The sequence below is a fragment of the Variovorax sp. GW823-FHT04F07 genome, from assembly GCF_058795995.1.
The window spans coordinates 849,779-866,695 of record NZ_JBXAIG010000002.1 but is presented as its reverse complement, the minus strand read 5'-3'; the positions used below and the strand labels follow the sequence as shown (position 1 = coordinate 866,695).

Sequence of the window (16,917 nt, the reverse complement as noted above, 5' to 3'; positions counted from 1 at the left end):
GCGCGTTTGAATGGGGGTCTTCCCTTGATACGCTGCCTGCCGGTTGGAGCGCTCGCGCGCTCCGTGTCAAGTCAGCTGGAAGTGAACTTTTCCCCATGTCCATCAATGCCATCGAATCCGTCCTGCAGCAGATGCGCGCCACCGCGCTCGCCAGCGGCATGGGGCCCGCGACGACTGCGCCGGCCGGCGCGGGCGGCTTCGCGGCCGAGCTGCAGCGCTCGCTCGCCAACATCAGCGGCGCGCAGCAGCAGGCCTATGCGCAGGCCGAATCCTTCGAGCTGGGCAAGCCCGGCGTGGCGCTCAACGACGTGATGGTCGACCTGCAGAAGGCCAACGTGGCGTTCCAGACCGGGCTGCAGGTGCGCAACCGGCTGGTGACGGCCTACCAGGAAATCATGAGCATGCAGGCATGACGAGGCAGGGGTCGGCAACGTAGAACTTTTTTCGTTGCGACCCTAAAGGTTTGCGGACACCCGCCGATATCCCCTTCAACGATGGCTTGAGTCTCACCGTGGAAGCGGGTCCAGCGTTACGGCCGATGGCCGGAGTCCACAACCTTTTGTCAATCAGGAGTCGAACATGGCGCAAGTCATCAATACGAACAGCCTTTCTCTTCTCACGCAGAACAACCTCAACAAGTCGCAATCGGCCCTGAACACGGCCATCGAGCGCCTGTCTTCCGGCATGCGCATCAACAGCGCCAAGGACGACGCCGCCGGCCAGGCCATCGCCAACCGCTTCACTGCCAACATCAAGGGCCTGACGCAAGCTTCGCGCAACGCCAACGACGGCATCTCGATCGCGCAGACCACCGAAGGTGCGCTGACCGAAGTCAACAACAACCTGCAGCGCATCCGCGACCTGTCGGTGCAAGCCGCCACCGGCACCAACTCGGCCACCGACCTGGACTCGATCCAGTCGGAAATCGGCCAGCGCCTGGACGAAATCAACCGCGTCTCGGAGCAGACCCAGTTCAACGGCGTGAAGGTGCTGTCGGCCAACGCCGGCAAGCTGACGGTGCAAGTGGGTGCGAACGATGGCGAAACCATCGACATCGACCTGCAGGAAATCAGCGCCAAGACCCTGGGTCTGGACAACTTCAACGTGAACGGCAAGGGCGCCACCAACAAGGCCGCCACCGAAGCCGACCTGCTGGTCGCCGGCTGGGCCAAGGGTGCCACCACCAACGGCAACACCGCCTACACGAAGAACACCGTGGCTGCCACGGCCAACGACGTGCTCGGCAAGATGCAAGACGGCGGCACGGTCAAGATCGGCGCGAACACCACCTACACGTACAGCGCTTCGTCCAAGAGCTACACGCTGGCTGAAACGGGCCGCGCCGGAGCCGCGCTGACGGACTCGCTGAAGGCGCCGGCAGGCCAGAGCCTGTCTGCCACCGTCACCCTCAGCGGCAAGGCCACCGACGTCAAGATCGACAGCTCCGGCGGCATCACCGCGGCCGACGGCTCCGCGCTCTTCGTCGACACGACCGGCAACCTGACGGCCACCGACAACGGCGGTACGGCAGTTGCTGCGACCGTCTCGTCGCTGACCGGCAAGATGACCACTGTCGGCGACACGATCAAGATCAACGGCACCGGCACGGTGTTCACCGCCACGGCTGTCGCCGGCACGATGGACGTCAAGAACGAGCCCGTGGCCGCTGCGACGGTCAAGGCGCTGGTGAACACGTTTGCAACCGCCAACGAGATCGACATCGACGGCGCCGGCACCACCGACGCCTACACCGTGGATGTCACCACGGGCGACGTGAAGAGCAAGACCGCGCCTGCCGCGCAATTCGTCGACATCAGCGGCGCATTGACCGCTGCCACGTCGGAAACGATCACGATGCACGAAAACGGCGTTGTGACCGACAGCAAGGCCAACACCGTCTACGCAGACGCAACGAAGACCGGCGCCCTGACCACCAAGACGGTCAGCAACACCACCGCAACGGTCGACCCGCTCAAGGCCCTGGACGCCGCCCTGTCGAAGGTCGACAAGCTGCGCTCCTCGCTGGGTGCGGTGCAGAACCGTTTCGACTCGGTGATCGCCAACCTCGGCACCACCATCACCAACCTGTCGTCGTCGCGTTCGCGCATCGAAGACTCGGACTACGCCGTGGAAGTGTCGAACATGACGCGCGCGCAGATCCTGCAGCAGGCCGGTACCTCGGTGCTGGCCCAGGCGAACCAGACCACGCAAGGCGTGCTGTCGCTGCTGCGTTGATTCGCTGAGACCGCCGGGCGCCCCTCGCGAGGGCGGCGCCCGGTGTCTTGCTTTTTTGCTCGCAGGCCTTCGGGGCGACCCGAAGCCGCCTGCGTTGTCCTGTGCGGCCACGTTCGTGGCGAGGCCGCACAGGACAACGAACTCCAGAAGAAGAACGCAGACCATGTCCCAGCCCGTACCCGCCGCCTCCGCCGTGGAAAGCCCCTGGCTGCAGCAACTGCTTGCCGGCCGCACCGGCGGTGCCGCTGCGGCCGCCGCCGAGGCCACCGCACTGCGCAAGGCCGAGGTCGAGGTCGAGGAGGCGACGCCGGTGCAGATCGAGATGGCGGTGAAGTCCGTCAACGCCTCGCTCGAGAGTCGCTCGATCAGCCTGCAGTTCGAGGTCGACCGCGACACCGACAAGCTCATCGTCAAGGTAGTCGACCGCAGCAACGGCGAAGTCATTCGCCAGATTCCGACCGAAGAGGTCGTTCGCATCGCCAAGGTCATGGACCGGCAGGCCGGGCTTCTGGTGAGCCAGCAAGCCTGATCACGACCCGCTCCGGACCTCTTCATTTCATTCGCATTTCAGGACACCCCCGACATGGCATCGATCAGCAGCATCGGCGTTGGCGCCAACCTTGACCTGGGCGCATTGCTCACCCAGCTGCAGACCGCGGAGAACCAGCCGCTGGTGGCCCTGAAGGCCAAGCAGACCAGCTACAACAGCAAGCTCTCGGCCTACGGCACGCTGCAAAGCGCGCTCACCGGCATCCAGGCCGCTGCCAAGAAGCTGGGCGACCCGGCGCTGTTCCAGGCCATCACCGGCACGCCCAGCGTGAGCGGCATCCTGGCGGCGAGCGGCACCGACCCGCGCTCGGTCGGCACCTATGCCATCGACATCTCGCAGCTCGCGCAGGCGCAGTCGGTCATCGCGAAGGGCCAGGCCAGCACCACCACCGCGATCGGCAGCGGCAAGATCACCATCGACTTCGGCAAGGTCTCCGGCGGCACGCTGGACCCGGCGACCGGCCAGTACACCGGCGCCACCTTCGACAAGGACGCGACGCGCACGGCCAAGCCGATCACCATCGATGCGACCAACAACACGCTGGGCGGCATCCGCGATGCGATCAACGCGGCCAACGCCGGCGTGTCGGCCACCATCGTGAACGACGGCAGCGGCACGCCCAACCGGCTGGTGCTCACCTCCACGCAGACCGGCGAGGCCTCGGCCATGCGCATCTCGGTGGACGGCGACGCCGCGCTGCAGAACCTGCTGGGCAACGACCCCGCCGGCACGCAGAACCTGAAGCAGACGGCCGCGGCGCAGAACGCCAAGCTCACCGTTAACAACATCGCCGTCACCAGCACGAGCAACTCGGTGACCGACGCCATCCAGGGCACCACGCTCACGCTGGTGCAGACCGGCAAGCTCAACCTGGTGATGAAGGCCAACACGACGTCGGTGAAGACGGCCATCACCGATTTCGTGAAGGCCTACAACGCGCTGCAGAGCACCGCGAAGTCGCTCACGGCCTTCGACACCGACGCCAAGGCCGCCGCGCCGCTGGTGGGCGACTCGACCTTGCGCAACCTGCAGACGCGCATCCGCCAGGCGCTGGTCGCACCGCAGGTGGGCGGCCCGAACGACCTGAAGGTGCTCACGGCCATCGGCATCTCGTTCCAGAAGGACGGCACGCTGGCGATCGACAACGACAAGCTCGACAAGGCCATCGACACCAACCTGGAGGGCGTCGCGAAGCTGTTCTCCAGCGGCACCGGCAGCACCGCCGGCTACGGCAAGCAGCTGACGGCGCTGGTCGACGACCTCACCGGCACCAAGGGCGCGCTCAAGGTCGCCACGGACGGCGTGACGAGCTCGCTCAAGCAGCTGGACACCCAGTACACCGCGATGAAGGAGCGCGCCGACGCGACGGTGGAGCGCTATCGCAAGCAGTTCGTGCAGTTGGACGTGGCGATGAACAAGATGAACGGCACGCTGAAATACCTCGCGCAGCAGTTCGACGCGATGAACGCCAACAAGGGCTGAGGACAGGAAGCGACATGTACAGCTCTCACCACTCCCGCACCGGTGCCGGCGTCTACGCGCGCGTCGGCGTGGAGACGCGCGCCATGAGCGCGTCGCCGCTGCAACTGATCCACATGCTGTTCGACGGCGCGAAGACCGCCATCGGCGCGGCGCGCCTGCACATGACGGCCGGCGACATCGGCGCCAAGGGGCAGGCGATTTCGAAGGCCATCAACATCGTCGACAACGGCCTGAAGGCCAGCCTCGATGCCGAGGCGGCCGGCGAGGCCGGCGGCGACATCGTCGGCAATCTCTCGTCGCTGTACGACTACGTGGTGCAACGCCTGCTGCTGGCCAACCTGCGCAACGACGTGCAGGCGCTGGACGAGGCCGACCGCCTGCTGGACCACCTGGCTTCCGCCTGGCGCGAGATCGACGACAGGCCTTCCAACTGATGATGCAGAGCGTGACCTGGGGGCAGGAACAGATGGCCGTGCGCAGCGAGATCGTCCATTGCTACGAGCAGCTGGCTGCGTGCATCTCGACGATGCTGGCGCTGGCCCGTGCCAAGGAATGGGGGCAGTTGCCCGAGCTGGAGGCCCGGTGCTCGGCGTCGGTCGAGCGCCTGAAGGCGATCCAGCCACTGGCGTCGCTGGAGCCCGCGCAGCGCGACCTCGTGCTGCGCCTGCTCGAGCGCATCTGCACCGAGCAGGCCGAGCTGTCGGGGCTCATCAAGCCGCAACTCGACGACCTGATCCGCCGCATGGATTCGCTCAACCACCAGAAGAACCTGGGCAAGGCCTACGGCCTCGCGCACTGACGCGAACCGACAGGACGAAACCACCGTGGCCATGCTGGGACTCACCGGACTGATCGACGCACTGAGGGCCGCGCGCCTGACGCCGCCGCTCGACCTGCTCGGCCTGCGGCCCGAGACCACGGTGGGCGCGCCCGGTGCGGCGGTGGCCGTGCCGAAGACCGCGAACGACGTGCGCCTGCCGTCGCGCGCGGCGTTGGACCGGCTGGTGCCTTCGGGCGCGTCCGGTGGCGAGGTGGCTGCGCCGCCCGCTGGCGGCGCGCCGCCTTCGATCGATACCCGCCTGTCGCTGGCCGCGCGCGTGATCGGCGCGGTGCTGGCCGACCTGCAGGCCGCGCCGGGGCCGGTGCGGGGCGAGGCGCCGTTGCTGCTGCCCGTCGCGCGCCAGGGCACGAACACCGCGGCACTCGCGGGCACGCTGGCGCAGACGGTGGCGGACAGTGGGCTCTTCTACGAATCGCACCTCGCCGAATTCGCGGCCGGCACGCGCACGCTCGCGCAGATGGCGCGGGAGCCGCAGGCGCGCTGGGCGAGTCCGGTGATGGTGGCGATGACACCAACGACGGCGGCAGGGCAGGGCGTGGTGGCTGCGGTGACGGCGCTGGCTGCGGTCGATGCTGCAACGCCGCCCGCGCCGAATGCGCTGGCGCAGGCTCCGCAGGTCGATGCGCCGGAAGCCGACTTCGCGCAAGCAGCGCGTTCGGTTGCGCGCAGCGAAACCACCGCTGCGCCCGCACCGGATGCGGCGCGCGTGCAGGCGGCCTACGGCCTTTCAGATCCCGCGCCGGAAATGCCTGCGCCCCGCATCGCAGAACACGCACGCGCTGCGGCCGACGTCGCCAGCCCACCGGCCCCGCGCAGCGCCGAAGTGATCCATCCGCAAGCCGTCACCGTCGTGCACCAGCAGCTCGACCTGCTGGCCAGCGCCGCGTTCCGCTGGAGCGGCCACGCCTGGCCCGAGGTGCCGATGGCGTGGACCATCGAGGAAGAGCCCGCCAACCCAAGCGCACGCGAAGGCGAACCCGCCGAGGAAGAAGCCGCGCGCCGCTGGTCGACCACCGTGTCGCTCGTGCTGCCGCGCCTGGGCGAGGTCGACCTGCGCCTGAGCCTGAGCGGCCCGACCGTGCAGGCGCAGCTGCAGGCGCGCGAGCACGCCACCGTGGCTCGCCTGCGCGGCGACGCCGGCCGGCTCGCGCAACGCTTCGAGGCGGTCGGTCTTCAGCTGCAGCAGCTGCAGGTCACGGAGAAGGCGCCGGCATGACCGATGACCTTCGCAACCGCCACAGCGCCGTCGTGCTCTCGCATGCGGACACGCGCAAGGCCCCCGTCGTCGTCGCCAAGGGCTATGGCGTGGTCGCCGAATCGATCCTGCGCGAGGCGCGCGCGCACGGGCTGTATGTGCATGCGTCGGCCGACCTCGTGAAGCTGTTGATGCAGATCGACCTCGACCGCCAGATCCCGCCGCAGCTGTACCAAGCGGTCGCGGAAGTGATGGCCTGGATTCACCGGCTGGAAGGCGGCGCCGAGGCTGCGGCGCCTTGATCGGCGGTTGTTCTATGGAAAGTCATTGACCTATTGAAAGACCCTGAATAAAGCCGCCGATTAACGCTCGTCGGTGTTCGATAGTCTTTATAAATTCAATTGGAGAGGGGATTGCCAATTGCCGGAATACGCACGCTCGTAACAATTGCTTGCGCTCCATGACCGCGCGCCGGTGCCAGGACTGAAACCGCTTCCCCAGAGGGAGGTATCAAGCCTTCCGTCGGAAACCGCGTCAAAACCCTTTTACTTTTTGGTCTACTTTGTCTTCGAAGTGTAAATAAGTGTGTATATAATGTATACATGTTGGATGGACGTGCGGAGTCGACATGGAATCGGAAATGGAAGTAGACGTGGAAAATTGCAATGTCAACGCAGGCGGCGTGATTTCGAAGGAAATCGGCGAGATCAATCTGGCCTACATGCTGCTCGCGCAGAAGCTCGTGAAGCGGGACCGGGCGGAAGCCATGTTCCGCCTCGGCGTGGGGCGCGAACTGGCCGATCTGCTCATGAACATGTCGCTCAGCCAGATCGTGAAGCTGGCCGCGTCCAACTTCCTGCTGTGCAGCTTCCGCCTGGACGACCGGCCGATGTTCGCCGTGGTCGGCGAGGGCAAGGAGCCCGCGCTGCAGCAGGCCCACATGTCGATCCTGATGAGCGCGCGCCAGGCCCAGGCCCAGCCGCAGATGCGCAAAGCAGGTTCGGCCAGCGCATGACTGCCAAGAGCATCCTGGGCGAGGTGCGGCAGGTGCAGCTCGCGGTCGAGCTCATCGGCCTGGGCGCGCGCCTGCAGTTCCTGGAGGCCGTGGTCGCGCTCAGCCGTGAACGCCTGATCCGCCTGTACAAGGAACTCAAGGGCGTCTCGCCGCCCAAGGGCCTGCTGCCGTTCTCCACCGACTGGTACATGACCTGGCTGGCCAACATCCACTCGTCGATGTTCTACAACATCTACCGCTTCATGCGCGACGAGGCCGGCGAGGGCGAACTGCCCGCGCTCATCAAGGCCTACCGCCTGTACGCCGAGCAGGTCGAGTCGCAGGGCAGCGAGGTCGTGCTCGACTTCACGCGCGCCGAAACCATGGTGCGTTTCTTCGACAGCGACATGCTGCAGCTGAGCCCGTGCAGCCGCTGCGGCGGCCACTTCGTGGCGCATGCCCACGACCACAAGCACGGCTATGTGTGCGTGCTGTGCCGCCCGCCCTCGCGCGCGGGCAAGGCGCGCAAGCCCAAGCTCGAACCGGTGCGCCGCGGCGGCCTCATTGCCGGCGGCCCGGTGCTCGACATCGGCGGCGCCGTCTCGTGAAAGTGCCCCGGCGCCCGGCGCGGGTTTTTTGTTTTGGACGCCTCAGGGCATAGGGGAAGCGCGTGCTGGTACTGGTGGGATATCTGGTGGTGATCGGCGCCGTCTTCGGCGGCTACGGCCTCATGGGCGGGCATTTCGGCGTGCTGTTCCAGCCCGTGGAGCTGCTCATGATCGGCGGCTCCGCGCTCGGCGCGTTCATCGCGGGCAACAACGGCAAGACCATCAAGGCGACCATCCGGGAGTTGCCGCTGCTGCTGCGTTCTTCCAAGCACAACCGCCAGCTCTACATGGACCTGCTGGCCTTGCTGTACGAGCTGCTCGCCAAGGCCCGCAAGGAGGGCATGATGAAGCTCGAGTCCGACGTCGAAGCGCCGGAGCAGAGCGAGATCTTCGGCCGCTACCCGACCATCCTGGCGCACGAGGGCATCACCGTGTTCCTGTGCGACTACCTGCGCCTGGTCATCAGCGGCAACACCGACGCCCACGAGATCGAGGCCCTCATGGACCACGAGATCGACACCATCCGCCACGAGGCGGCGGTGCCCGGCCACAGCCTCTCGCGCGTGGGCGACGCACTGCCCGCGCTGGGCATCGTCGCGGCCGTGATGGGCGTGGTGCATGCGCTGGGCTCGGCCCACCTGCCGCCGTCGGAAATGGGTGCGCTCATTGCGCACGCCATGGTCGGCACCTTCCTGGGCGTGCTGCTGGCCTACGGCTTCGTGTCGCCGCTGGCCTCGCTGATCGAGCAGAAGGTCGAGGAGGGCATGAAGATCTACCAGTGCGCCAAGGTCACGCTGCTGGCCAGCCTGAATGGCTACGCGCCGCAGCTGGCCGTGGAGTTCGGCCGCAAGGTGCTGTTCTCGACCGAGCGCCCCTCGTTCACCGAGCTGGACGACCACGTGCGCGAAGTCAAGGCACGCTGACCCTGCGACGGCCATGAGCGACGCGAAGCCCCGCATCATCATCAAGCGCGCCCACGGCGGCGGGCACGGCGGCGGCCATGCGGGCGGCGGCTGGAAGATCGCCTACGCCGACTTCATGACGGCCATGATGGCCTTCTTCCTCGTGATGTGGCTGCTGTCGATCTCCAGCCCCAAGCAGCGCGAAGGCATCGCCGAGCACTTCCGGATGCCGCTGCGCGTGGCGCTGGCCGGCGGCGACAAGAGCAGCATGAGCACCAGCATGATTCCCGGCGGCGGCGCCGACGTGATGCACGCCGAGGGCGAGGTGCGCCACACCGAGGCCGACAGCGAGGACGCGGCCGACGCCAGCCGCCTGGCCGAGATGAAGAAGAAGCTCGACGAGCTGATCGAGAAGAGCCCGGTGTTCCAGCAGTTCCGCTCGCAGATCCTCATCGACATCACCACCGAAGGCCTGCGCCTGCAGATCGTGGACAGCGAGAACCGCCCGATGTTCGAGCTGGCCAGCGCCCGCGTGGTGCCGCACATGCGCGCCATTCTTCGCGAGCTGGCGCCCGTGCTCAATGGCCTGCCCAACAAGCTCACGCTGTCGGGCCACACCGACGCCATCGTCTACACCAACGACCGTTCGTACGGCAACTGGGAACTCTCGGCCGACCGCGCCAACGCCTCGCGCCGCGAGCTGGTCACGGGCGGCATGACCGAGGACAAGGTGCTGCGCGTGATCGGCCTGGCCGACAGCATGCACCTGGACCGCGCCGACCCGCGCAACCCCATCAACCGCCGCATCAGCATCATCCTGCTGAACCACCGCACGCAGGAGCGCATCGAGCGCGAGAACAGCAACGACGCCGGCGCCACGCGCATCGGCCTGCCGCCACCGGCCGCGCAGGCGCGCACCGCGGCAGGACACACGGCGGGATAACAAGAACAAGGAAGCGGCTTCGCGCAAGCGCGCGGGCCCCGGAGCACCACAGATGGACCTCAGTCAATTCACCCAGGCCTTCTTCGTCGAAGCCATCGAGCTGCTGGCGGAGATGGAGCAGCTCTTGCTCGACCTCGACGTCGAGGCGCCCGACGGCGAGCAGCTCAACGCCATCTTCCGCGCGGCGCACTCCATCAAGGGCGGCGCGGCCACGTTCGGCTTCACCGCCTTGACCCACACCACGCACGTGCTCGAAACGCTGCTGGACAGGGCCCGCCACGGGCAGCTGCACCTGAGCGCTCCGATGATCGATGCCTTTCTGGAAACGAAGGACGCCTTGCAAGAACAACTCACCGCCTACCAGGCCGGCAAGGAGCCGGACGCCGAGAGGGTCGCCCACATCTGCGGCGTGCTGCAGCAGCTGGCGATGGAGAACAACGCCGCCGCGCCCGTGCCGGCACCCGCGCCCGCACCGGCGCCTGTCGTGCAAGCCGCTGCGCCGGCCGATGACGGCGGCAGCAGCGACGGCGTGCTGGTCGTGCGCTTCGCGCGCCTGTCCGACAGCGAATGCGAGCTGCTCGCCGGCGAGCTGGCCAACCTCGGCACCGTGCTGACGCGCACGCGCAGCAACGACCAGTTGACCGTGCGGCTGGCGACCACCTGCGACCCCGACGATATCGTGGCCGTGTGCTGCTTCGTCATCGACGAATCGCAGATAGACATCACGCGCGAAGTGGTCGACGTTGCCGAACCTGTGGTCGCAGTTGAAGCACCGGTTGTGCAGCCACCCGCCGCACCAGCACCGGTCGCCGCCGCGCCCGTGCCCGCCGGCGCCAAGGAGTCCAGCTCCATCCGCGTCGACGTCGAGAAGGTCGACCAGCTCATCAACCTCGTGGGCGAGCTCGTCATCACGCAGTCGATGCTCACGCAGGCCGCGACCGTGCTCGACCCCGTGGCCTACGAGCGCTTCCTGAGCGGCCTGGGCCACCTGGAGCGCAACGCGCGCGACCTGCAGGAATCGGTGATGTCGATCCGCATGATGCCGATGGACTATGTGTTCAGCCGCTTCCCGCGCGTGATCCGCGACGTGAGCGCCAAGCTCGGCAAGCAGGTGCGCCTGGACACCTACGGCAAGGAAACCGAGCTCGACAAGGGCCTCATCGAGCGCATCGTCGATCCGCTCACGCATCTGGTGCGCAACAGCCTGGACCACGGCATCGAGGCCCCCGAGGTGCGCCTGGCCAAGGGCAAGGACGCCACCGGCCAGCTGCTGCTGTCGGCGCAGCACCACGGCGGCAACATCGTGATCGAGGTGAGCGACGACGGCGCGGGCCTGAACCGCGAGCGCATCCTCGACAAGGCGCGCCAGCAGGGCCTGCCGGTGAACGACGCCATGCCCGACGAGGAGGTGTGGCAGCTGATCTTCGCGCCCGGCTTTTCCACGGCCGAGCAGGTCACCGACATCTCGGGGCGCGGCGTGGGCATGGACGTGGTCAAGCGCAACATCCAGGAGATGGGCGGCCACGTGGAGATTCATTCGCGCGGCGGCCAGGGCACGTCCACGCGCATCGTGCTGCCGCTCACGCTGGCCATCCTCAACGGCATGTCGGTGCGCGTGGGCAGCGAGGCGTACATCCTGCCGCTGAGCTACGTCATCGAGTCGCTGCAGCCGCTGCCCGAGCACCTGCACTCCATCACCGCCGACGGCCACGTGATCCGCGTGCGCGGCGAGTACCTGCCGCTCATCGAGCTGCACCGCGTGTTCGACGTGGCCGGCGCGCAGACGCAGCCCACGCAGGGCATCCTGGTGATCGTGCAGGCCGACGACAGCCGCTTCGCGCTGCTGGTCGACGAACTGCTCGGCCAGCACCAAGTGGTGGTGAAGAACCTGGAGACCAACTACCGCAAGGTGCCGGGCATCTCGGCCGCCACCATCGTGGGCGACGGCAGCGTGGCCTTCATCGTCGACGTGGGCGCGATGCCGCGCATCCAGCGCGCGCAGGCCGCCAGCGCGGCGGCCCTTGCGGGTGCCGCGCGCCGCACCGACGCGTTGGCTTCCTGAGCCCGACGCGAGGGACGGCCGCATGAGGTTCGATTTCTTCCGGCGCCCCGGCGTCGACGGCAACGGCGCGCAAGCCGACACAACGCCCGCCATCACGCCCGCCGTGGGCGCCGACGGCCATGTGGCCTATGCCATGCTGCTAGACGGCAAGCGCCGCGTGGTCGGCTACCGCATGGCCTGGCGCGCGGCGGGGCAGGGCACCGACGCGGGTGCGGCGGCCGGCGTCAAGGCGCTCATGGACACGCTGGGCCTGCACCTGAACCCCGGCGGCCACGGCTGGCTGCTGGGCGGGCAGATGGTGTTCGTCGACGTCACGGTCGATGCGCTGTTCCAGAGCGAGCTGCAGTCGCTGCCGCCGCGCAACGTCGTGCTGTGCATGAAGGCCGACGAGCTGATGGACGCCGACATGCGCTCCATCCTGTTGTTCCTGCGCGAGCAGGGCTTCGGCTTCATGTTGTGCGGCGGCGTCGCACTGCCGGACGACGACGAGCTGCGCGCCATCGTCACGCACCGCGAGGTGCTGCCCTCCCAGCTGGCGGACGTGTCGCCCGCCGGCCCGGCGCCCATCGCCGCGCGTGTGGCGAACTGGGCCGAGTTCGAGGCTTGCGCCGCGCGCGGCGTGCAAGTGTTCGTCGACGGCGCCGTGCGCCTGCCGCCGGCGCGCGACAGCGCCGACGCATTGCAGCCCGAGTCGCAGCTCATCGTGCACCTGATGCAGATGATCCTGCGCAACGAAGACGTGCGCGCCATCGAGGGCGCGCTCAAGCACGACGCGGCGCTTACCTACCGGCTGCTGCGCTACATCAACTCGCCCTCGGTCGGCCTGGCGGTGGAGATCCACTCGCTGCGCCATGCCGTCGCGATGCTCGGCTATTCGCCGCTGTACCGCTGGCTGTCGTTGCTGCTGGCCACCAGCAACAAGGTCAGCTCGCCCTTCATGATGAAGAAGGCCATCCTGCGCGGGCGTTTTGTCGAGCTGATGGGGCAGGGCATGCTGCCGCCCGGCGAGGCCGACAACCTGTTCGTCGCGGGCATGTTCTCGCTGCTCGACCAGCTGCTGGGCGTGCCGATGGAAGGCGTGCTGCGCAAGGTGCAGCTCACCGAGGCGGTGCAGCAGGCGATTCTTTCGCGCAGCGGCGTCTACGGCCCCTTCGTGGCGCTGGCCGAAAGCTGCGAGACCGACGACGGCCGTGCGGCGCGCCTGTCGGAGGCGCTCTTTTTGAGCGCCGCGCAGGTCAACGCCGCGCAGCTGTCGGCGCTGGTGTGGGCGCTCGACGCCGGCCCGGCCGTGACCGCGCCACCCGCCTGACCCCCGGAAATGCAAGGCTTTTGCGCGTCTGATCGGCCGATTGGAAACGGCGGTTTCCGTGACCATTGAAAGTCACGCTTCCAGGCTGGCTGTGACGACCGAGTTCCACTTTACCGACCACGACTTCTCCAGAATCCGGACCCTCATCCATCGCCGCGCCGGCATCGCCCTGGGCGAGCAGAAGCGGCAGATGGTGTACAGCCGGCTGTCGCGGCGCCTGCGCGAGCTGCAGCTGCCGGCGTTCGCGTCGTACCTGGACCAGCTCGAGGCGCGCCACGACGGCGACGAGTGGCAGCTGTTCATCAACGCGCTCACCACCAACCTGACCTCGTTCTTTCGCGAGGCGCACCACTTTCCCACGCTGGCCGACCATGTGCGCAAGCGCCCGGGCCCGGTCACCGTGTGGTGCGCCGCCGCCTCGACGGGCGAGGAGCCGTACTCGATCGCCATCACGCTGATGGAAGCCCTGGGCGAGCGCGCCGGCTCGGCCCGCGTCATCGCCAGCGACATCGACACGGCGGTGCTGGCCAAGGCCGCCACCGGCGTCTTCACCACCGAGCAGGTGCGGCGCCTGTCGCCCGAGCGGCTGCGGCGCTTCTTCAACAAGGGCACCGGCACCAACGCCGGCAAGGTGCGCGTGCGGCCCGAGGTGGCCACGCTGGTGAAGTTCTCGCGCGTCAACCTGCTGGACAGCGCCTGGTCGGTGAAGGAGCCGGTGGACGCGATCTTCTGCCGCAACGTGATGATCTACTTCGACAAGCCGACGCAGAAGAAGGTGCTCGACCGCTTCGCGCCGCTGCTCAAGCCGGGCGGCCTGCTGTTCGCCGGGCACTCCGAGAACGCCTCGCTCGTCAACCCGGCCTTCCGGCCGCTGGGGCAGACCGTGTACGAGCTGTCGCGCACGCCGGGCCTCGCATGAGCCTGGCAAGCCATCACTACTTCGACCGCGATGTCGGGCGCATGGCCGTCAAGCTGCTGCCCTCCGAGTACTACGTGACCACCGACCACACCGTGCTGAGCACCGTGCTCGGCTCCTGCGTGGCCGCCTGCCTGCGCGACGCGCAGGCGGGCGTGGCCGGCATGAACCACTTCATGCTGCCCGACGACGGCGAGCCCGGCGGCGGCTCGATGCGCTACGGCGCCTTCGCCATGGACGTGCTGGTGCGCGAACTGGTGCGCGCGGGTGCGCGGCGCGAGCGGCTGCAGGCCAAGGTGTTCGGCGGCGGCGCGGTGCTGGCCGGCATGACCACGCTCAACATCGGCGACCGCAACGCCGACTTCGTGCTGCGCTACCTGGAGGCGGAACGCATCGAAGTGGCGGCACAGGACCTGCGCGGACCGCACGCGCGCCGCGTGTGCTTCCTGCCCGAGAGCGGCAAGGCCGTGGTGCGCCGCCTGCGCGCACAGACCGAGGTGCTGCGGGTGCGCCGCGACGAAGGCGAGCTGCTGCGCCGGCTGTCGGTGCCCGCCGCGCCGCACGAGATCGACAGAACCAAAGGAAGCCGGTGAGCCTGCCAAGCAAGAAAAAGATCAAGGTGCTCTGCGTCGACGATTCGGCGCTGATCCGCAGCGTGATGAGCGAGATCATCAACAGCCAGAGCGACATGACCGTGGTCGGCACCGCGGCCGACCCGCTGGTGGCGCGCGACCTCATCAAGGTCACGAACCCCGACGTGCTCACGCTCGACGTGGAAATGCCGCGCATGGACGGCCTGGAGTTTCTCGAGAAGCTCATGCGCCTGCGGCCGATGCCGGTGGTCATGGTGTCCTCGCTCACCGAGCGCGGCTCGGAGATCGCGCTGCGCGCGCTGGAGCTGGGCGCCATCGACTTCGTGACCAAGCCGCGCCTGGGCGTGCGCGACGGCCTGCTCAACTACACCGAACTCATCGCCGGCAAGATCCGCACGGCGGCCAGTGCGCGGCTGCTGCCTGCCCGGCCTGCCGCCACTGCAGCGCGCCCCGCCCACGAGGCCGCGCCTGAGGCGCTGCTGCGCAGCCCGCTGCTGAGCACCGAGAAGCTGCTCATCATCGGCGCCTCCACCGGCGGCACCGAGGCCATCCGCGAGGTGCTGCAGCCGCTGCCGCCCGACGCGCCCGCGGTGCTCATCGCGCAGCACATGCCGGCCGGCTTCACGCGCTCCTTCGCGCAGCGCCTGGACGGCCTGTGCCGCATCCGCGTGAAGGAGGCGGAGCAGGGCGAGCGCGTGCTGCCGGGCCATGCCTACATCGCGCCGGGCGGCTTTCACCTGTCGCTGGCGCGCAGCGGCGCCAACTACGTGGCGCACCTGGACCAGGAGCCGCCCGTGAACCGCCACCGGCCGTCGATCGACGTGCTGTTCGATTCGGCCGCCAAGCACGCGGGCAAGAACGCCATCGGGATCATCCTCACCGGCATGGGCAAGGACGGCGCCGAGGGCCTCTTGCGCATGCGGCGCGCGGGCGCGCACACGCTGGCGCAGGACGAGGCCAGCTGCGTGGTCTTCGGCATGCCGCGCGAGGCGGTGGCGCTGGGCGCGGTGGACGAGGTGTCGCCGCTGAACGAGATCAGTCGCCGCGTGATGGCGCACCTTCGCACGTTCGGTGAACGTGCGAACCGGGTATGACGAGTTTGAACAACGACCTGTGGAGCTGGAAAAAATCGTGATCGACAAGAGCATCAAGATCCTGGTGGTGGATGACTTCCCGACCATGCGGCGCATCGTGCGCAACCTGTTGAAGGAGCTGGAGTTCCTCAACGTCGACGAGGCCGAGGACGGCGTGGCCGGCCTGGAGAAGCTGCGCGGCGGCAGCTTCGGCTTCGTGGTCTCCGACTGGAACATGCCCAACATGGACGGCCTGACCATGCTGCAGACCATCCGCGCCGACCCCGAGCTGAAGACGCTGCCGGTGCTGATGGTCACGGCCGAGGCCAAGAAGGAGAACATCGTCGCGGCCGCACAGGCCGGCGCCAACGGCTACGTGGTGAAGCCCTTCACCGCGGCGACGCTGGAAGAGAAGATCACCAAGATCTTCGAGAAGCTGGCCAAGGCATGAGCCAGGACACCGCCGGCGCGGCAGACGCCACCAACAACACCACCGAGGAACTGCTGGGCCGCATCGGCCACCTCACGCGCCAGCTGCGCGAAGGCCTGCGCGAGCTGGGCCTGGACAAGCAGGTGGCCAAGGCCGCGCAGGCCATTCCCGATGCGCGCGACCGCCTCAACTACGTGGCGGCCACCACCGAGCGCGCGGCGCACCGCGCGCTCAACGCCATCGACGTGGCGCAGCCGCTGCAGGAAGCCCTGGCCACCGACGCGAAGGCCCTGACGCAGCGCTGGGACCAGTGGTTCGAGAACCCGATCGAACTCGACCAGGCGCGCGAGCTTGTGCTGGACACACGCGGCTACCTGAACGACGTGCCCCAGCGCGCCAGCGCCATCAACACGCAGCTCATGGAGATCCTGATGGCGCAGGACTTCCAGGACCTCACCGGCCAGGTCATCAAGAAGATGATGGAGGTCGTCAACGACGTCGAGACGCAGCTGCTGCAGGTACTGATCGACAACTCGCCGCCCGAGAAGCGCCACGAGGCCGTGCAGAGCCTGCAGAACGGGCCGCAGGTGAAGCCGGGTAACCCCGACGCCGTGACCGACCAGGCACAGGTCGACGACCTGCTGGAGAGCCTCGGGTTCTGAGCCGCTTGCAGCCTGCTTGATTGGCCGAATTGCAGGGCGATACCGGCCCTGATCGGCAGATTGTTCCGCACCACCGGATCCAATAATTTGGTTCTGGGCAAGGCGTACTTCGCCAGTGCTGG

At 67.9% G+C, this 16,917-nt stretch carries 19 protein-coding genes; all 19 read left to right on the top strand.

Going from position 1 to position 16,917, the window contains the following annotated elements; all coding sequences use genetic code 11:
- Positions 1–95 precede the first annotated feature (95 nt).
- The 19 genes from fliE (at position 96) to cheZ (ending at position 16,795) form a co-directional block, all read left to right on the top strand.
- Entirely contained in the window at positions 96–413 is a 318-nt protein-coding gene (gene fliE, locus AC1RAA_RS13150; RefSeq protein WP_159274393.1) for a flagellar hook-basal body complex protein FliE, read from the top strand.
- Between the two features lie 166 nt (positions 414–579).
- Entirely contained in the window at positions 580–2,235 is a 1,656-nt protein-coding gene (locus AC1RAA_RS13145) for a FliC/FljB family flagellin (RefSeq protein WP_354343168.1), read from the top strand.
- A gap of 163 nt (positions 2,236–2,398) precedes the next feature.
- Positions 2,399–2,764, top strand: coding sequence for a flagellar protein FlaG (locus AC1RAA_RS13140; protein WP_492728860.1), 366 nt, complete (start codon positions 2,399–2,401; stop codon positions 2,762–2,764).
- Between the two features lie 54 nt (positions 2,765–2,818).
- A complete protein-coding gene (gene fliD, locus AC1RAA_RS13135; RefSeq protein WP_492728862.1) occupies positions 2,819–4,267 on the top strand; it encodes a flagellar filament capping protein FliD in 1,449 nt (482 codons plus the stop codon).
- A 14-nt stretch (positions 4,268–4,281) separates the two neighbouring features.
- Positions 4,282–4,701, top strand: a complete 420-nt coding sequence (gene fliS / locus AC1RAA_RS13130) for a flagellar export chaperone FliS (protein WP_070061560.1) — start codon at positions 4,282–4,284, stop codon at positions 4,699–4,701.
- Positions 4,701–5,066, top strand: a complete 366-nt coding sequence (locus AC1RAA_RS13125; RefSeq protein WP_223301366.1) for a flagellar protein FliT — start codon at positions 4,701–4,703, stop codon at positions 5,064–5,066. The genes fliS and AC1RAA_RS13125 overlap by 1 nt, the downstream gene beginning before the upstream one ends.
- A gap of 31 nt (positions 5,067–5,097) precedes the next feature.
- On the top strand, positions 5,098–6,324 hold the full coding sequence (gene fliK / locus AC1RAA_RS13120; RefSeq protein WP_492729826.1) for a flagellar hook-length control protein FliK: 1,227 nt from the start codon (positions 5,098–5,100) through the stop codon (positions 6,322–6,324).
- Positions 6,321–6,605: an EscU/YscU/HrcU family type III secretion system export apparatus switch protein gene (locus tag AC1RAA_RS13115; RefSeq protein WP_062469365.1), complete on the top strand. Its 285-nt coding sequence runs from the start codon at positions 6,321–6,323 to the stop codon at positions 6,603–6,605. The genes fliK and AC1RAA_RS13115 overlap by 4 nt, the downstream gene beginning before the upstream one ends.
- Positions 6,606–6,955: 350 nt before the next feature.
- Entirely contained in the window at positions 6,956–7,318 is a 363-nt protein-coding gene (flhD, locus tag AC1RAA_RS13110) for a flagellar transcriptional regulator FlhD (protein WP_370869944.1), read from the top strand.
- Positions 7,315–7,905 (top strand): flagellar transcriptional regulator FlhC, encoded by a 591-nt coding sequence (gene flhC / locus AC1RAA_RS13105; RefSeq protein ID WP_070061562.1) that lies wholly within the window; start codon positions 7,315–7,317, stop codon positions 7,903–7,905. The genes flhD and flhC overlap by 4 nt, the downstream gene beginning before the upstream one ends.
- A 62-nt stretch (positions 7,906–7,967) precedes the next feature.
- Complete coding sequence (gene motA / locus AC1RAA_RS13100) at positions 7,968–8,828, top strand: flagellar motor stator protein MotA (protein ID WP_070061563.1); 861 nt, start codon at positions 7,968–7,970, stop codon at positions 8,826–8,828.
- A 13-nt stretch (positions 8,829–8,841) separates the two neighbouring features.
- Positions 8,842–9,750, top strand: coding sequence for a flagellar motor protein MotB (gene motB / locus AC1RAA_RS13095; RefSeq protein WP_062469377.1), 909 nt, complete (start codon positions 8,842–8,844; stop codon positions 9,748–9,750).
- 52 nt (positions 9,751–9,802) lie between these two features.
- On the top strand, positions 9,803–11,812 hold the full coding sequence (gene cheA, locus AC1RAA_RS13090) for a chemotaxis protein CheA (protein WP_492728864.1): 2,010 nt from the start codon (positions 9,803–9,805) through the stop codon (positions 11,810–11,812).
- A gap of 22 nt (positions 11,813–11,834) precedes the next feature.
- Positions 11,835–13,121 carry an EAL and HDOD domain-containing protein gene (locus AC1RAA_RS13085; protein ID WP_492728866.1) on the top strand — a complete coding sequence of 429 codons (1,287 nt, stop codon included), beginning with the start codon at positions 11,835–11,837 and terminating at the stop codon, positions 13,119–13,121.
- Between the two features lie 58 nt (positions 13,122–13,179).
- Positions 13,180–14,040 carry a CheR family methyltransferase gene (locus tag AC1RAA_RS13080; protein ID WP_492728869.1) on the top strand — a complete coding sequence of 287 codons (861 nt, stop codon included), beginning with the start codon at positions 13,180–13,182 and terminating at the stop codon, positions 14,038–14,040.
- Positions 14,037–14,630: a chemoreceptor glutamine deamidase CheD gene (gene cheD, locus AC1RAA_RS13075; protein WP_492728871.1), complete on the top strand. Its 594-nt coding sequence runs from the start codon at positions 14,037–14,039 to the stop codon at positions 14,628–14,630. The genes AC1RAA_RS13080 and cheD overlap by 4 nt, the downstream gene beginning before the upstream one ends.
- A gap of 2 nt (positions 14,631–14,632) precedes the next feature.
- On the top strand, positions 14,633–15,724 hold the full coding sequence (locus AC1RAA_RS13070; RefSeq protein ID WP_083259225.1) for a protein-glutamate methylesterase/protein-glutamine glutaminase: 1,092 nt from the start codon (positions 14,633–14,635) through the stop codon (positions 15,722–15,724).
- 37 nt (positions 15,725–15,761) lie between these two features.
- The gene (cheY, locus tag AC1RAA_RS13065) at positions 15,762–16,154 is read left to right on the top strand and encodes a chemotaxis response regulator CheY (RefSeq protein WP_056582361.1); all 393 of its coding nucleotides are present in this window, start codon (positions 15,762–15,764) and stop codon (positions 16,152–16,154) included.
- Positions 16,151–16,795 (top strand): protein phosphatase CheZ, encoded by a 645-nt coding sequence (cheZ, locus tag AC1RAA_RS13060; RefSeq protein ID WP_062469395.1) that lies wholly within the window; start codon positions 16,151–16,153, stop codon positions 16,793–16,795. The genes cheY and cheZ overlap by 4 nt, the downstream gene beginning before the upstream one ends.
- Positions 16,796–16,917: the final 122 nt, after the last annotated feature.

Bases quoted from the DNA above. Each gene is read 5' to 3' on its own strand.
- AC1RAA_RS13115 (WP_062469365.1), top strand. From the start codon at position 6,321: ATGACCGATGACCTTCGCAACCGCCACAGCGCCGTCGTGCTCTCGCAT.
- cheA (WP_492728864.1), top strand. From the start codon at position 9,803: ATGGACCTCAGTCAATTCACCCAGGCCTTCTTCGTCGAAGCCATCGAG.
- fliK (WP_492729826.1), top strand. From the start codon at position 5,098: ATGCTGGGACTCACCGGACTGATCGACGCACTGAGGGCCGCGCGCCTG.
- AC1RAA_RS13145 (WP_354343168.1), top strand. From the start codon at position 580: ATGGCGCAAGTCATCAATACGAACAGCCTTTCTCTTCTCACGCAGAAC.
- AC1RAA_RS13140 (WP_492728860.1), top strand. From the start codon at position 2,399: ATGTCCCAGCCCGTACCCGCCGCCTCCGCCGTGGAAAGCCCCTGGCTG.
- AC1RAA_RS13125 (WP_223301366.1), top strand. From the start codon at position 4,701: ATGATGCAGAGCGTGACCTGGGGGCAGGAACAGATGGCCGTGCGCAGC.
- motB (WP_062469377.1), top strand. From the start codon at position 8,842: ATGAGCGACGCGAAGCCCCGCATCATCATCAAGCGCGCCCACGGCGGC.
- AC1RAA_RS13085 (WP_492728866.1), top strand. From the start codon at position 11,835: ATGAGGTTCGATTTCTTCCGGCGCCCCGGCGTCGACGGCAACGGCGCG.
- flhC (WP_070061562.1), top strand. From the start codon at position 7,315: ATGACTGCCAAGAGCATCCTGGGCGAGGTGCGGCAGGTGCAGCTCGCG.
- fliE (WP_159274393.1), top strand. From the start codon at position 96: ATGTCCATCAATGCCATCGAATCCGTCCTGCAGCAGATGCGCGCCACC.
- fliD (WP_492728862.1), top strand. From the start codon at position 2,819: ATGGCATCGATCAGCAGCATCGGCGTTGGCGCCAACCTTGACCTGGGC.
- fliS (WP_070061560.1), top strand. From the start codon at position 4,282: ATGTACAGCTCTCACCACTCCCGCACCGGTGCCGGCGTCTACGCGCGC.
- cheZ (WP_062469395.1), top strand. From the start codon at position 16,151: ATGAGCCAGGACACCGCCGGCGCGGCAGACGCCACCAACAACACCACC.
- cheD (WP_492728871.1), top strand. From the start codon at position 14,037: ATGAGCCTGGCAAGCCATCACTACTTCGACCGCGATGTCGGGCGCATG.